The organism is Micromonospora sp. CNZ322, from assembly GCF_007827755.1.
This window is the reverse complement of record NZ_VITD01000002.1, coordinates 714,867-729,883: the sequence shown is the minus strand read 5'-3', so window position 1 is coordinate 729,883 and position 15,017 is coordinate 714,867. Positions and strand designations below refer to the sequence as shown.

The following is a 15,017-nucleotide window of genomic DNA, read 5'->3' as shown; positions in this document are numbered from 1 at the left end:
CGTCGGTGCGAAGATGGCCTGATGATCGATGCGGCATCCCGAGGTTGGACCGACCGGGTCGAGCACCGCGACATCGTCGTCAACGAGGTCCCGGGCTTCCGCCCGCTGACGTTGGACCTTGCCGTGCCGGTCGGGGCCGCCACACCAGCCCCGGTCCTGGTGTGGATCCACGGTGGGGCATGGTTGTTCGGCTCGCCCAAGCACCCGGCGGACTGGCTCATGGAAGTCGATCCCTTCGCCGCCGCCATCCGCGCCGGATTCGCTGTCGCCTCCGCGCAGTACCGGCTCAGCGGCGAGGCGCACTTCCCGGCTCAACTCGACGACGTCAAGGCGGCGGTGCGCTGGCTGCGCCGACACGGCGACACGGTGGGCGTGGACCGCGAGCGGATCGGGGTGTGGGGTGAGTCGGCCGGTGGGCACCTGGCCTCGATGCTCGCGCTGACCGGGGACGACCAGGACGACAGCGGCGTCCGGGCGGCGGTCTGCTGGTACGCGCCGTCGAACCTGTTGACCATGCAGTCGCAGGCACACCCGTCCGGAACGATCGACCACGACGCGGCGGACTCGCCCGAGTCACTGCTGATCGGCGCCCCGTTGGCCGAGAACCCGGGGCTGGGCCGGGCGGCCAGTCCGATCACCTACGTGACCGACCAGGCCCCACCCATGCTGCTGATCCACGGCGACCAGGACCTGGTTGTACCGGTGGGGCAGAGCGAAGAACTCGCCGCAGCGTTGACCGCGGCGGGTGCCGAGGTCGAGCTGTCGGTGGTGCAGGGGGCCGACCACTGTTTCGCCGGAGTGCCGCTGGAGCCGCTGATCCGCGACACCCTGACGTTCTTCACCCGGGTCCTCGCCCCCGACACCGGGGTGCTGCCGCCTCACTAGGGTGACCCGGTGACCGCCTACGACGTCGCCGTCAAACTTCCTGACATCGACCGGCTGCGGCAGCGCTGCAAGGCGTTGGCCGTGCTCGAGCGCATCATCGACGGCGGGGATCCCTACTACGCCTACACCTCGAACTGGGGCCCGGACGAGGCGGCGTCGATGAGCAACGGCAGCGGGGACGAGTGGGCCATCGTGTTCACCGCCGACGGCGCCTTCATCCGACTCTTCGATCATGAGTCGGCGATGTCGCCGTACTGTCATCCGGACCACGAGCTGTGGCCGGGCCTGGTCGACGGTGTACCGGAAACCCTGCGTCCACAGGTGACGGAACCCGCCTTCTGCGACGAGGACGGGCAACTCGTCGCGACGACGGTGCTGTGGCGGCTGGCGGGGGACGATCGCTGGCACGCCGGTGACGGCATCGCCTTCCCACCGCCGAGCGGGCCGTACGACGACAACGGCCCGGACGGGTCCGGGCTGCTCGACATCCTGTTCGACGACATCGTCGACCGCTTCGTCGAGTTCGCCGTCGACTACTACGAGATGACGGTGGACCGGGCGGCAGTCGAGCACATCGTCGCCCATCGACCGCTCACCGACACCGTGACAAGGGCTCTGAACCCGCAGCTCACCGTCGCCGACCTGCGGGTGGACCTCACCGAGATCGGCTACCCGATCGCCGGGGACGGTGCCGCGACGGTAGAGGTCGGACCCCATGGCGCGTTCTCCGCGAACAGCGTGGGGCTGGACCGCGCGCCCTTCCCGTTGAGCTTCAGCGTTCGCGAGACAGGCGGCTCCTGGTTGGTGACCGCGACCGCGGCGCAGGCCGCCGAGCTGGCCGACGTGCTCATGCTCGCCGGTAACGACACCATCATGGTTGTCGGCCTGGAGACCAACAGCTTCCTGGATGAGGAGTATCAGCAGTGGCGGCCGTCGCGGATCGCGGCGGAGCAGGGCGTCAGCTTCGAGGTGCACCAGGTCGGTGCGCTGGCGGCCGGGGTCGTCGGCCTCAGCGAAGAGGCCCTGGTGATCCGCCGAGAGCAGCTGCCCCGGTTCCTGGCCGGCTGGTACCCCTACGAGCTGACACTTGTCGACGTGCCGGGTACGCCTTCCGCCGCACGGGTCGACGAGATGATCGTGGTCATCGGAACGGCCACGTACGACGAGCCGGTCCTCCCCGCGCTGGCAGGCTCACGCCTGCTGTTCTCCGGGCACGACGACTGCTACGTGGCTGTCGAAACGACGGACGGCGCGGTACCCGCGGCGGTCCTCGGCCGGCTCCTGGCCTTGCTGGTCGGCTCGGCGCTTGTCGACACCACGATGGTGGAGGTGACGGCGCCGGACGTCGAGACCGTGCGGAGGCTGATTGAGGAGAGCCGGCATTGGATCGGCGAGTTGGGCGCCGCGACGCCGGGCTCGGTGACTGTCAATCTGCACGCCACGTCCGAATCGTGGCGGCTCGGCCAGTCGGTCCCGAAGCAGGTCGACCGCGGGATGGTCTACGACGTCGCGAGCAGGGCCTGGCGCTGACCGATGTGGTTGCGCCACTGCCGAATCAGTGACGTCGACCGTCGTGGTCGTCGGGTGACGTGCCGCGAGCGCCGGACCCGAATGGCGGTCCCTGCCGGCGGGCTTCGAACTGTGCGCGCCGACCTTCCGTGTTTATGATCGACAACCCCCGACCGGGGATCCGACATGGCCGATCGGTTCGGCCCGGAGCAGAGCTGAGGTGCGCGACGGTGATCCGCGAGGCGTACGCCTGCTGGGTGCGCGAACCCGGCGTGGCCGAGATCCAGCCGGTGTCGCTGAGCGCCCCGGGCCCCGACGAGGTGCTGGTCCGGGCCCGCTACTCCGGGGTCAGCCGGGGCACCGAGACGCTGGTGTTCGCCGGCCGGGTGCCCGCCGACCAGTACGCCTCGATGCGCGCGCCGTTTCAGGAGGGCGAGTTCCCCGGCCCGGTGAAGTACGGCTACCTCAGCGTCGGCGTGGTCGAGCAGGGCCCGCCGGAGCTGCTCGGGCGGACGGTGTTCTGCCTGCACCCGCACCAGAGCGCGTACGTCGTGCCGGTGAGTGCGGTGGTGCCGGTGCCGGAGGGGGTGCCGGCCGCTCGAGCGGTGCTCGCCGGAACGGTGGAGACCGCCGTCAACGCGCTGTGGGACGCGGCGCCGCTGGTCGGTGACCGGGTCACCGTGATCGGCGCGGGCATGGTGGGCTGCTGCGTCGCGGCGCTGCTGGCCCGGTTCCCCGGCGTGCACGTCGAGTTGGTCGACACCGACGCGCGCAGGGCTGGCGTGGCCGGGGCGCTCGGCGTCGACTTCGCCAACCCGGCCGACGCCCGCGGTGACCGGGACCTGGTCGTGCACGCCAGCGCCACCGCCGCCGGCCTGCAACAGTCGTTGGACCTGCTCGCCCCGGAGGGCACCGTCATCGAGCTGAGCTGGTACGGCGACCGCCCGGTGCAGGTGTCACTGGGCGGCGCGTTCCACTCCGGTCGACTCAGCGTGCGCAGCAGCCAGGTCGGCATGGTGGCACCCGCTCGACGGGGACGGCGCAGTTACGCCGACCGGCTGGCGCTCGCCCTGGACCTGCTCGACGACCCGGCCTTCGACGCGTTGATCACCGGCGCGTCGCGCTTCGCGGAGCTGCCCGACGTGCTCGCCAGACTGACCTCGGGCGACCTGCCCGCGCTCTGCCACCTCATCACCTACGAAGACGGAGAGTGACCGTGTTCAGCGTGACCGTTCGGGACCACATGATGATCGCCCACAGTTTCCGAGGCGAGGTGTTCGGGCCCGCCCAACGGCTGCACGGCGCGACGTTCGTGGTGGACGCGACGTTCCGCCGGCCCGACCTGGACGCCGACGGGATCGTGGTGGACATCGGCCTGGCCACCGAGCAGCTGCGGGCCGTGCTGAGCGAGCTGACCTACCGCAACCTCGACGACGAGGCGGCCTTCGCCGGGGTGAACACCACCACGGAGGTGCTGGCCCGTACGGTCGCGGACCGGCTGGTCGAGCGGGTGCACGCCGGCGAGCTGGGCGCGGGGGCGCGCGACCTGACCGGCATCACTGTCACTCTGCACGAGTCGCACATCGCCTGGGCGAGCTACGAGCGGTCGTTGTGACCGATGCGGGCCGGGCGGTGCACGTCGTCCTGCCCGGTGACATCGACGATCCGGCCACGCCCAGCGGCGGCAACTTCTACGACCGGCGGATCTGCGCGGGGCTGGGCGAGCGCGGCTGGTCGGTGCACGAGCATCCGGTGCCCGGCGCGTGGCCGCACCCCGACCCGGCCGAGCGGGCGGCGCTGGGCGGGGTGCTCGCCGCCGCGCCCGATGACGCCGTGGTGCTGCTCGATGGCCTGATCGCCTCGGCAGTGCCGGACCTGCTCGCCCCGCACGCCCGTCGGCTGCGCCTGGTGCTCCTGGTGCACCTGCCGCTGGACGACGAGCCGGAGGCCCGCGCCCTGGCCACCGCCCGGGCCGTCGTCACTACCAGCGAATGGACCCGCCGTGCCCTGCTGGCCCGCCACCCGGCCCTCGCCGGCCGGGTCCGGGCCGCGCCGCCCGGGGTGCGGCCCGCGCCGCCCGCGCCCGGCTCGGTGTCCGGCGACCGGTTGCTCTGCGTCGCGGCGGTCACCCACCACAAGGGGTACGACGTGCTGGTCGACGCGTTGGCCACGCTGGTCGGCCGGTCCTGGACGATGGTCTGTGCGGGCACCCTGGCCCGGGAACCGGATCTCGTGCACCGGCTGCGCGACCGGTTGACCGGAGCGGGCCTCACCGAGCGGGTGCGGCTGGTCGGCCCGCTGACCGGCGCGGCGTTGGACGGCGCGTACGCCGCCGCCGACCTGCTGGTGCTGCCGTCGAGAGGCGAGACGTACGGCATGGTCGTCACCGAGGCGCTGGCCCGCGGCCTGCCGGTGTTGACCACCGAGGTGGGCGGGCTGCCGGAGGCGCTCGGTCACGCGCCCGGCGGTGAGCGCCCGGGACTGCTGGTCCCACCCGGTGACCCGGCGGCGCTGGCCGCCGCGCTGATCCGCTGGCTGGACGACGACGCGCTGCGCGCCCGGCTGCGGCGTGCCGCTCTCGCCCGGCGCGACACCCTGACCGACTGGCCGGTGACCACCGCGTTGCTGGCCGGCGTGCTGAAGGAGGTGGCGGAATGACCGCCGAGGAGACCCTGCCGTTCGCCGACTGGCTGCGGTTGCGTGAGCCGGCCGACGCGGCGGCGCGCGCCGAGGACCTGCTGGATGCCGTCCGGGCCCGGCTGACCGGGGACGCCCCGACGATGATCCACGACCTGGGTAGCGGCACCGGGTCGATGAGTCGGTGGCTGGCCGCCCGGCTGCCCGGGCCACAGCACTGGGTGCTGCACGACCGGGACGCCGACCTGCTGGCCCGGGCCGCCGAGGGCATGAGGGGGGTGACCGCCGCCGACGGCGCCCCGGTCACCGTCCACACCCGCTGCGGCGACCTCACCCGGCTGACCGCCGCCGACCTCGCCGACGGTTCCCTGGTCACCGCGTCCGCGCTGCTGGACATGCTCACTGCGGAGGAGGTCGAACGGGTGGCGGCCGCCTGCGTCGGCCGACCAGCCCTGTTCGCCATCTCGGTGACCGGGCGGGTCCGGTTCACCCCGGCCGACCCGCTCGACGAGGCGGTCGAGGCCGCGTTCAACGACCACCAGCGGCGTACCGTCGAGGGCCGGCGGCTGCTCGGCCCGGATGCCGTCGCCGCCACCGCCGCCGCGTTCGCCCGGCGTGGCGTCGACGTGCGGGAACGGCCCAGCCCGTGGCGTCTGGGCCCGGAGCAGGCCGACCTGACCGCCGAATGGTTCCGAGGGTGGCTCGGGGCCGCCTGCGAGCAGCGCCCGGACCTGGCCGGGTCCGCCCAGGCGTACGCCCGCCGCCGGTTGGCCGACGCGGCGGCCGGCCGACTCACCGTGCTGGTCGAACACACTGACCTCCTCGCCGGTGGATGAACCGTTCACGCCCTGGGTACGTGCACTAGGGCAAGTGGACGATCTTCAAAGGGGAGGCCGGCGCCGATGTTCTGGGCCTGGGCACGAGTGGTCGGCGGGGTGGGTCTGCTCGCCGTCCTGCTGTGGCAGGTGGGCAGCGGCCCGTTCCTCGCCGGAGTACGACTGATCGACGCGTCAGCGTTGGCTGCGGCGCTGGTGATCGGGGTGCTCACCACGGTCTGCGCGGCGTGGCGCTGGAGCCTGGTCGCCGGCGGCCTCGGCGTACGCCTGCCGCTGGCGACCGCTGTGGCGCACTGCTACCGGGCCGTGTTCCTCAACGCCACCCTGCCCGGCGGGGTGCTCGGCGACGTGCACCGGGCGGTACGCCACGGCCGCGACGCCGGTGACGTGAGCCGGGGCATCCGCGCGGTGGTCTGGGAGCGTGCCGCCGGGCAGGTGGTCCTGGTCGGGGTCGCGCTGGTGGTGCTCGCCGCCTTCCCGTCCCCGGTACGGCCGTACCTGCCGGTGGCCGCCGCGCTGCTCGTCGCCGGCGGGCTGGTCGTCGTGCTGTTGGCGCGGGTCCTTCCGAACGGTGGCGGGTCGCGCTGGGCGACGGCACTGCGTACCGCCGTGGCGGACGTACGGTCGGGGCTGCTGGCGCGGCGCACCTGGTTCGGCGTGCTGGTCGCCTCGGCCGTGATGGTCGCCGGCCACCTGGCCACCTTCCTGGTGGCGGCGCGCACCGCCGGATCGGACGCCCCGCTGTCCCGACTGCTGCCGTTGACGCTGCTCGCCCTGCTCGCCATGGGCCTACCGTTGAACGTGGCCGGCTTCGGGCCGCGTGAGGGGGTGGCGGCGTGGGTGTTCGGCGCGGCCGGTCTCAGCGCTGCCGAGGGTGTCGCCACCGCCACCGTCTACGGTGCACTGGTGTTGGTGGCCAGCCTGCCCGGCGCCGCCGTGCTGCTGGTCCGTCGGCGTCGAATTCCGGTCGCCGCCCGGGAAGCGAGCTCCGGCGGCGGCTGTTGAAGTCGGTTGTGAGACGGTACGCGTCGCCGGACGGCGGTGGCGCCGGACGAAGGAGTCCCATGCCCGAAGCATTGCCGGTTGCCACGATCCGCACGCAGGTCACGGTGCCGCTGGCGTTCCCAGACGGCTACACCACGACCGCCCGGGTGTTCACTTTCAAGGGCCTGGTGGACGGTCGGGAGCACCTGGCCCTCGGCCTCGGCGACTGGGCCGGCGCCCTGGACCGGCTCGCCGTCGGGGGAGAGGCCCCGCTGGTCCGTCCGCACAGCGAGTGCCTGACCGGCGACGTGTTCGGCAGCCAACGCTGCGACTGCGGCCCGCAACTGCGCGAGGCGGTGCAGCGGATCGCCGAGACCGGCGGTTTCCTGCTCTACCTGCGACAGGAGGGCCGTGGCATCGGCCTGTACGCCAAACTCGACGCGTACGCGTTGCAGGACGCCGGGTTGGACACCTACCAGGCCAACGTCGCGTTGGGCCGGGGCGAGGACGAGCGGGACTACACCGCCGCCGCGCAGATGCTGACCACGTTGGGTGTGCCGCGGGTCCGACTGCTGAGCAGCAACCCGGACAAGGCCGAGCAGTTGACCCGGCTGGGCGTGGACGTGGCCGAACGGGTGCTCACCAGCGTCTTCCTCTCGCCGGCCAACGCCGACTACCTGGCGGCGAAGGCGGCCAAGGCGGCGGAGGTCGAGGCGGCCGAGGCGGCGGATGCGCTCGCGGGCCGTGCTCCTGAGCGGCCCGTCTCCCGATGAGCTGGCGGCCGGGGCCGACGCGGCCGTACGTGCTGCTGAGTTGTGCCGCCTCCATCGACGGGTACATCGACGACGCCTCCGAGCAGCGGTTACTGCTGTCCAACGAGGAGGACCTGGACCGCGTCGACGCGGTCCGGGCCAGCTGCGATGCCATCCTGGTCGGCGCTGGCACCGTCCGACGGGACGACCCTCGGCTGCTGGTGCGCTCCCCGAGCCGCCGGGCCGAGCGGGTGGCGGCCGGTCGGCCGGCGTCGCCCACCAAGGTCACCCTGACCGCCCAGGGCGACCTCGACCCGACCGCCCGCTTCTTCACCGCCGGCGATTCGGCCCGGCTCGTCTACTGCGCCACCGGCGCCCTGGAGAAGACCGAGGAGCGGGTCGGCCGACTGGCCACCGTGGTCGACGCGGGTGAGCCTGTCGACCCGGGGTGGCTGCTGACCGACCTGGCCGCCCGGGGCGTACAGCGGCTGATGGTGGAGGGCGGCGGGACGGTGCACGCCCAGTTCCTCGCCGCCGGTCTCGCCGACGAACTGCACCTGGTGGTCGCCCCGTTCTTCGTCGGTGACGGCCGGGCGCCCCGGTTCGTCGGCGAGGGTCGCTTCCCCTGGCACCCGGGTCGCCGCGCCCGCCTGGCCGAGGCCCGCCAGATCGGCGACGTGGTCCTGCTGCGCTATGCCCTCTCCGACCTCTGCCCCACCGACCCCGCCCGCAACTAACGGTTGATCATGAGGTTGGCGGGTGATTCGATCTCCGCAGAACCCGCCAACCCCATGATCAACCCGACCGGGTGGGGTGGGGTTATTTTGTGGACGGTGGGGGTGGGTTCGGACAGGATCTCCGGATGTCCGTACCGAGCCTGGCTTTGCTGCGCTGGCAGTTCGACCTGACCTGGTCGCTGTTCGAGTACCACCTTGAGCGACTCGAACCCGCGGACTTCCTCTGGGAGCCGGCCGACCACTGCTGGTCGGTGCGGCAGGGCACCGACGGCACCTGGACCCCGGACTGGGCCGACACCGAACCAGACCCGGTCCCGGTGCCGACGATCGGCTGGCTCACCTGGCACGTCGGCTGGTGGTGGACAGTGGCGATGGACCATCTCCGGGGTGGATCAGCGCGGCAGCGCGCGGCCGTTGTCTTCCCCGGTGCGGGCGAGCCCAGCGTCGCCTGGCTGCGTGACCTGCGCACCGAATGGCTCGGCCTGCTCGACCAGCTCGGCGACAGCGACCTCGACCGCATCGCGACGTTCCCCTGGCCGGAGGGAACCGACCACACCGTCACCCACACGATCGGTTGGGTCAACTCAGAGCTGATGAAGAACGTCGCGGAGATCGGTCAGCTCCGGCTGCTCCGCGCCGCACGGACCGATCGGTACGGCCCGGCCGCTCGACAGTAGTACTTTCGTCACACGGAGTGCCGTGACGAAACCGGAGGCGGCGTGCTCAGTGCGGGGTGTGTCGAGTGCGAGGCGGACCTGCCCGTCGGCGCCGGCCGGGGACGCCCGCGCCGCTACTGCTCGCGGCGCTGCCAGGCCCGCGCGTACCGCAGGCGTCGCGAGCACGGCCCGACCAGCACCCCGCGTCGGATTCGGGACCTGTCCGCGCCGACCGGCGGCGACCCGCGCCACCGGTTGGTCGCCCTCGCGGTCGAGCTGGCGGACGCCGGGGGCCTGGACGCCGTCTCTCTGCGGGTCCTCGCCCAACGCGCCGGCCTGCCCGCCCACGCCGTGTACCGGCACGTCCGGAACCGGGCCGACCTCCTCGCCGCGATGGCCGAGCAGATCACCGCCACCCGCCCGCCCGGCACCACACCACTACCGCGTGATCCGCGCCAACGGCTCGAACTGTTGGCCGGGGACGAGTGGGCGATGTACCGCCGCCATCCCTGGCTGCTGGCCGTCCTCGCCACCGACCGGCCGCCGACCGGGCCGGCGGTACTCGCCATGGTCGACCGGGTGGTCGCGGCATTCACCAGCGCCGGGTACGACCCGGCCGAGGCGTTCCGCGCCTACCTGGCGCTCAGCGGCTACACCCAGGGGATGGCCCTGCTCATCCGGCGTGACCCCGGGGACACCACCTACCACGCCTGGTGGTCGGCGACCCTCACCCGGCTGGAGCGGACCGGCCGTACCCGGGACCGGCCCTGGCTGGCCGCGGCCGGGCAGACCAGACCCGACACCGACCTGGACACCTGGTTTCTGTTCGGCCTGCGCGGGCTGCTCGACGGCCTGTTGCACAGCCCCGCTCGGTAGGGTGGCCGGCGTGCCGCGACTGGTGAAAGTCACTAAAGACAATGTGGAGGCCGCGTGCCGGGTGAGCGTGCGGCCCGACCAGGAGAAGTTCTCGTCTCCGGTCGCCTGGTCCCTCGCCGAGGCGTACGCGCAGCCCGAGATCGCGTGGCCGCGTCTGATCGTCGAGGATGACGAGATCGTCGGCTTCCTGATGGGCTTCTTCGACATCGTGTGGGATCCGGCCCAACCGGACGACCTGCGCTCGGGGCTGTGGCGGCTGAACATCGCCGCCCAGCACCAGGGCCGGGGGTACGGCCGCTTCGCGGTACAGGCCGTCCGCGAGGAGGCCCGCCGACGGGGGCATGACCGCGTCTACACGACGTGGGAGCCGGGGCCGGACGGCCCGGAGCAGTTCTACCTGAAACTCGGGTTTCAGCTGACCGGGGAGACCAGCGAGGGCGAGGTGGTGGGCGTCCACTCCACCCACTGACCGGACGCCACCGACCACCCCGGACCGAGTGATCAGCGGTGCGGCGGGGCCTGCGTACGATGCGGGGTCGAGTTTCCCTCGTCGCGGCGGAGGTATCGGGCAATGGCAGGCCAGCACGAGGGTTTCGCTCTCGGCATCGACCTCGGCACGTCCAACACCGTCGCGGTGCTGCGCTGGCCGGACGGGCGGACCCGTCCGCTGCTGATGGACGGTCAACCGCTCAGTCCGTCCGCCGTCTACGCCGACCCGGACGGCACCCTGCACACCGGCTGGGACGCCCGCCGGTTGGCGCAGGCCGACCCGGCCCGGTTCGAGGCGAACCCGAAGCGTCGGGTGGACGAGCCGACAGTGCAGCTCGGTGACCGCGCGTACCCGCCGGCCGACCTGCTCGCCGCGGTGCTGGCGGCGGTGGGCCGGGCGGCGGTGGGCGCTGTGGGTTTCCTGCCGCCGGCCGTGGTCACCTGCCCGGCCGCCTGGGACGCGACGCGGCGGCAGGTCCTCGCCGACGCGCTGCTGCGGGCGGGCTGGCCGCAGGCAGCCGAGCACACCCTCGCCGGGCCGACGCCGCCCGGCACCCGGCTGCTGCGGGAGCCGGTGGCCGCTGCCCGCTACTACACGCAGGTGCTGCACCGTCCGGTGCCGGTCGGCGGGGCGATCGCGGTCTTCGACTTCGGTGGCGGGACACTCGACGTCGCGGTGCTGCGCAACGAGGGTGCGGACCCCTGGGGTGACTCCGGCTTCAGCGTGGTCGCCGACGGTGGCCTGCCCGACCTGGGCGGCCTGGACCTCGACGCCGCGCTGGTGCGGCGGGTCGGCGAGCTGGTCGGTGAGCGGCACGCCGCGCAGTGGGCCCGGCTCACCCGGCCGACGGATCCGGCGCAGCGCCGCGACCAGGTCCGGCTCTGGGACGAGGTACGCGGTGCGAAGGAGACCCTGTCCCGGTCTGCGGTCGCCCCGGTCGCCGTGCCGGGGGTGGCCGAGACGATCCAGCTGACCAGGGCGGACGTCGAGCGGGTGGCCACGCCGCTGCTGCGCCGGGCGGTGCAGCGGGCCCGGGAGGTCATCGCCGCCGCCGGGCTGCGCCCCGATCAGCTCGACGGGCTCTTCCTCGTGGGCGGGTCGTCACGGATCCCGCTGGTGGCCCGCATGCTGCACGCCGAGCTGGGGATCGCGCCGACGGTGCTGGACCAGCCGGAGTTACCGGTGGCCGAGGGCGCCCTGACCGACCTGCCGCTGCGCAAGCCGCTACCCGCCCCGGCGTACGCGGGAGCGCCGCTCGCACCACCCGCGCCGGCTCCGGTGAGCCCGCCCGCCCCGGCCGGAGCGCCCGCGCCGGTCGTACCGTCGCAGCCCTGGCCGGGGTCGACGCCGCCGGCGGGTCCGCCCCCCGGGCCGGGCCTGGCCGGCGGCACCCCGACCCCGCCGGGCGGCGCGACCCGCTGGCGGCGGGCGCGCTGGGTGGTGCTCGGCGCGGTGCTGGCCCTGGTCGGGGTGGCCACCGCGGCGACGCTCTACCTGACCCGGGACCGCTATCCGGATCTGAAGTTCGACTCGCTGCGCCAGCTGTCCCGGCCGTCGGCCGGCGCCGAACGGCCGGTCGACATGTGGACGGCGGTGCTCGACGACCGGGCCTACCTCGCGTTCCCGCTGCCGGACGACCGGGTCGAGGTGGTGGCAGTCAACGCCAGCACCGGCGACACGCTGTGGCGCAAGCCGACAGACGTGCGGGCCGACGACTGGAAGGCGATCATCGCCATCCCCGGTGGGGTCGCGGTCCTCGCCGACGCACCGGGCGACAGCACCCCCCGACCGCTGGCCGTCCTCGACGGCCGTAACGGCGAGCAGCGCTGGCAGCGCGTTCTGCGTGGTGACGACGACGTCTACTTCGCCGACGACACGGCGGTGCTGGTGGACAGGGCCGCTGACGAACTGGTCGGCCTGCGCCTGACCGACGGATCGGCGAAGTGGAGGCAGCCCAACCCCCGCGGCCAGTACGCCGGTGGCCGTACCGTGGTCCGGCCGGTCGGCACCGACGCGGCGGCGGGCGGGCCGGCCTTCCTCGACGGCACGCCCCGCAACCCGTGGGCGAGCAAGGGGCGGCGACTGGTCCAGGTGGGTGCGGACCGGTCGGTGCGGCTGCTCGACATGGCATCCGGCGCGGTGCTGCGCCGGTGGGGCAGCGTCGCCGATCTCGACGACCTGGTCGTCGCCCACGAGGACCGCCTGTACGTGGCCGCCAACGAGGGTGGTTACCAGCTGCTCGCGTACGACCTGGGTTCCGACGCCGAGCCGGTGGTGCTGCACCGTTCCGGCAACGACGAGTACCGCCCGAAGGAGCTGGTGGCCTGCGGTGAGCGGCGGGCCTGCCTGTTGCAGGTGCCGAACAGTGACGTCGCGCGCACCGAGGTGGTGGCGGCCACCGAGGGTGAGCAAATGATCAAATGGTCGGCGCCGGGCGTGACCGGTCTGGTTCCGTTGGGTGAGCAGGTGCTCGCCCAGCGGGAGTTGCCGGAGCCGACCGTCACCGTCTTCGACGCCGCCGGGAAGCCGCTGCTGAGGGACCGGGGCGGAGTGGCGGTCCGCCTGGACGCGGGCAACCTGCTGGTCTTCGCCAAGGCACCCAGCATGGTCGCGGACAACCGGGTGCTGGCCGGGGTGTGGTCCGAGTCCGGGGAGGTCGACGAGTTGGGTGAGCTGAAGGACGTGCGCAGCTCGTCCTGCTCGTGGAACACCCACGTGATCGCCTGTGGCGCGGACAAGGACTTCGTGCTGTACCGCTTCACCGACGACTGACGTCAACGGCCCACCGGTCGGCTCGTACGATGCTCCGGTGAATCTTCGAGGTACGGTCCGCGCCGATCGTCCGTTGGTGGTTCTTGCCGTGGGGGAGGAAGCCCGCTACCTGCCGCCTGAGCTGCCGGTCCTGCTCACCGGTATGGGTAAGGTGAACGCCGCCAGCGCGGTGGCGGCGGTGCTGGCCGCCGGGCCGCGCCCCGCCTTGCTGCTCAACCTGGGTACGGCGGGCGCGTTGCGTCCCGGGTGGGCCGGGATCCACGAGGTCGCCACCGTGCTCCAGCACGACCTGGACACCGAGCTGCTGCGCACGCTCACCGGGGAGACCTACGGGGCGCCGCTGTCGCTGGCCGCCGAGGGCGCGGTGCTGGCCACCGGTGACACCTTCGTGGCCGACGACGCGGAGCGGGACCGGTTAGCGCAGCGCGCCGACCTGGTCGACATGGAGGGGTACGCGGTGGCCTGGGCCGCGGCGCAGGCCGGCGTGCCGTGCCGGCTGGTCAAGCAGGTCAGCGACGAGGCGGGGGAGGGTGCGGCCCGGACCTGGCAGGAGTCGGTGGACGCGTGCGCCCGGGACCTCGCCGAGTGGGCCGTTCGACACTTCGCCTGAGCGTGGCGGGTCAGTCGTCGGGTTGCCGCAGTCGCAGGCCCGGTGTGGTCTCCCGGGCCGCTCCGGGAATCAGGATGTGCGCCGCCAGCGTGAGCGCCACGACTGTGGTGACCAGCAGCGGCGGCCAGCGGCCGGCCCACGGCAGCGTGAGCAGCGGCAGGGGGAGGCAGAGCATTCGCCGCCACGGCAAGAGCATGGACACCAGCAGGGTGAACAGGGCGCGGCCGATCACGAACAGCATGGGGCCGCCCAGGATCAGTAACAGCCACCCCACCGGCGTGGTGCCGGTCGGCCGGGTGACGACCCTGTCGAACGAGGCCGCCGTGGCGACCACCCCGGCCAGCATCACGAGGTGGGTGTACGGAGCCACCCGCGCCGGCCGGCCCGACTTCGGCCCGGCCCCAGCCTCCAGCAGCTCGCCGGCCCGAAAGACGTAGACCTGCCAGAGCAGCAGCATGATGGCGAAGGCGCAGAACAGCGCGGCCACCCGGAGCCCGGCCAGCGGGCCCCGGCTGACCTGCAGCGTGGGCACCAGGATGATGTCGCCGAGGGCCAGGATGACGAACTGCTGGTACCGCTCGCCCAGATGCGCGGTGGTCCGCTCGTACTGGTCGAAGGGCACCCGGCCCAGCCAGGGGGTGGGGTAGCGGGCCGCGGCGGAAAGCAGGTCGATCGTGATGGCGATGGTCCAGAGGGTCCAGTTCACCGTGCCGGACACCGCGCCGGTGATCCAGAAGACGCCGGACACCACGAACCAGAAGAAGAACCGGGTGGCCCGGACCATGGCCGCCCGATGTCGCTTCCGGTACAACGTCGTGACCAGGATGATGCCGCGGATCACGTGCGTGCCGACGTAGGAGATCGCGAAAACCATCGCGTGCCCGTTGGAGACCATCGGCAACGCCGCCGCCATCCCCACCGAACCGACCATGGCGACCATCAGGATGGTCTGGATGGGGCGCTGCTGCGGGTCGTAGAACTCGGTGGTGGTGGAGGTGACCGACCAGGTCCACCAGATCGCCGTCAGCATCAGCAGGACCATCGCGGCGCCGGACCAGTTGTGGACTTCCGCGAGCAGGGTCGAGGTCAGCGCGAGCGAGGCCACGAAGACCACGTCGAAGAGCAACTCCAGCAGTGTGGCCCGCGTCGAACCGTCCGGCCGGCGTACCAGTGCCGCGGTGCCTCCGGTGGTCATGCGCGGCCTCCCGCCGTGTCTCCGAGGATTATCGGCGGTGCCGGCGCGGCCCGTCCCCGGATCGGCGATTCCCGCCGG

General features: G+C 72.9%; 14 protein-coding genes and 1 pseudogene. 14 read left to right on the top strand and 1 reads right to left on the bottom strand.

Features of this window, described 5'->3' with window-relative positions; genetic code table 11:
• The first annotated feature begins 21 nt into the window (after positions 1-21).
• The 14 genes and pseudogenes from FB453_RS08365 to FB453_RS08300 all read left to right on the top strand — a co-directional run bounded on the left by FB453_RS08365 (position 22) and on the right by FB453_RS08300 (position 13,744).
• Positions 22-885 (top strand): alpha/beta hydrolase, encoded by an 864-nt coding sequence (locus FB453_RS08365; protein WP_145788850.1) that lies wholly within the window; start codon positions 22-24, stop codon positions 883-885.
• Positions 886-894: 9 nt separating this feature from the next.
• Positions 895-1,560, top strand: a pseudogene (locus tag FB453_RS08360) (hypothetical protein); the annotation flags it as partial.
• Positions 1,561-2,624: 1,064 nt separating this feature from the next.
• Positions 2,625-3,608: a zinc-dependent alcohol dehydrogenase gene (locus FB453_RS08355; RefSeq protein WP_112589925.1), complete on the top strand. Its 984-nt coding sequence runs from the start codon at positions 2,625-2,627 to the stop codon at positions 3,606-3,608.
• Positions 3,609-3,610: 2 nt separating this feature from the next.
• Positions 3,611-4,009, top strand: coding sequence for a 6-pyruvoyl trahydropterin synthase family protein (locus FB453_RS08350; RefSeq protein ID WP_112590267.1), 399 nt, complete (start codon positions 3,611-3,613; stop codon positions 4,007-4,009).
• The gene (locus FB453_RS08345) at positions 4,006-5,052 is read left to right on the top strand and encodes a glycosyltransferase family 4 protein (RefSeq protein ID WP_145788848.1); all 1,047 of its coding nucleotides are present in this window, start codon (positions 4,006-4,008) and stop codon (positions 5,050-5,052) included. Before FB453_RS08350 ends, FB453_RS08345 begins: the two co-directional genes overlap by 4 nt.
• Positions 5,049-5,867: a class I SAM-dependent methyltransferase gene (locus FB453_RS08340; RefSeq protein WP_145788846.1), complete on the top strand. Its 819-nt coding sequence runs from the start codon at positions 5,049-5,051 to the stop codon at positions 5,865-5,867. The genes FB453_RS08345 and FB453_RS08340 overlap by 4 nt, the downstream gene beginning before the upstream one ends.
• A 66-nt stretch (positions 5,868-5,933) precedes the next feature.
• Positions 5,934-6,872: a lysylphosphatidylglycerol synthase transmembrane domain-containing protein gene (locus FB453_RS08335; protein WP_112725072.1), complete on the top strand. Its 939-nt coding sequence runs from the start codon at positions 5,934-5,936 to the stop codon at positions 6,870-6,872.
• A gap of 59 nt (positions 6,873-6,931) precedes the next feature.
• The gene (locus FB453_RS08330) at positions 6,932-7,624 is read left to right on the top strand and encodes a GTP cyclohydrolase II (protein WP_145788845.1); all 693 of its coding nucleotides are present in this window, start codon (positions 6,932-6,934) and stop codon (positions 7,622-7,624) included.
• The gene (locus FB453_RS08325) at positions 7,621-8,340 is read left to right on the top strand and encodes a RibD family protein (protein WP_112589937.1); all 720 of its coding nucleotides are present in this window, start codon (positions 7,621-7,623) and stop codon (positions 8,338-8,340) included. The genes FB453_RS08330 and FB453_RS08325 overlap by 4 nt, the downstream gene beginning before the upstream one ends.
• Before the next feature lie 125 nt (positions 8,341-8,465).
• Positions 8,466-9,017 carry a DinB family protein gene (locus tag FB453_RS08320; RefSeq protein WP_145788843.1) on the top strand — a complete coding sequence of 184 codons (552 nt, stop codon included), beginning with the start codon at positions 8,466-8,468 and terminating at the stop codon, positions 9,015-9,017.
• A 42-nt stretch (positions 9,018-9,059) separates the two neighbouring features.
• Positions 9,060-9,872: a TetR/AcrR family transcriptional regulator C-terminal domain-containing protein gene (locus tag FB453_RS08315; RefSeq protein ID WP_145788841.1), complete on the top strand. Its 813-nt coding sequence runs from the start codon at positions 9,060-9,062 to the stop codon at positions 9,870-9,872.
• 10 nt (positions 9,873-9,882) lie between these two features.
• Positions 9,883-10,341, top strand: a complete 459-nt coding sequence (locus tag FB453_RS08310; protein WP_222431331.1) for a GNAT family N-acetyltransferase — start codon at positions 9,883-9,885, stop codon at positions 10,339-10,341.
• Between the two features lie 102 nt (positions 10,342-10,443).
• Positions 10,444-13,134, top strand: a complete 2,691-nt coding sequence (locus tag FB453_RS08305; RefSeq protein WP_145788837.1) for an Hsp70 family protein — start codon at positions 10,444-10,446, stop codon at positions 13,132-13,134.
• 37 nt (positions 13,135-13,171) lie between these two features.
• Positions 13,172-13,744, top strand: a complete 573-nt coding sequence (locus FB453_RS08300) for a nucleosidase (protein ID WP_145788835.1) — start codon at positions 13,172-13,174, stop codon at positions 13,742-13,744.
• Positions 13,745-13,754: 10 nt separating this feature from the next.
• On the opposite strand, the gene FB453_RS08295 is transcribed toward FB453_RS08300, so the two are convergent.
• Positions 13,755-14,939: a low temperature requirement protein A gene (locus FB453_RS08295; protein WP_145788833.1), complete on the bottom strand. Its 1,185-nt coding sequence runs from the start codon at positions 14,937-14,939 to the stop codon at positions 13,755-13,757.
• Positions 14,940-15,017: the final 78 nt, after the last annotated feature.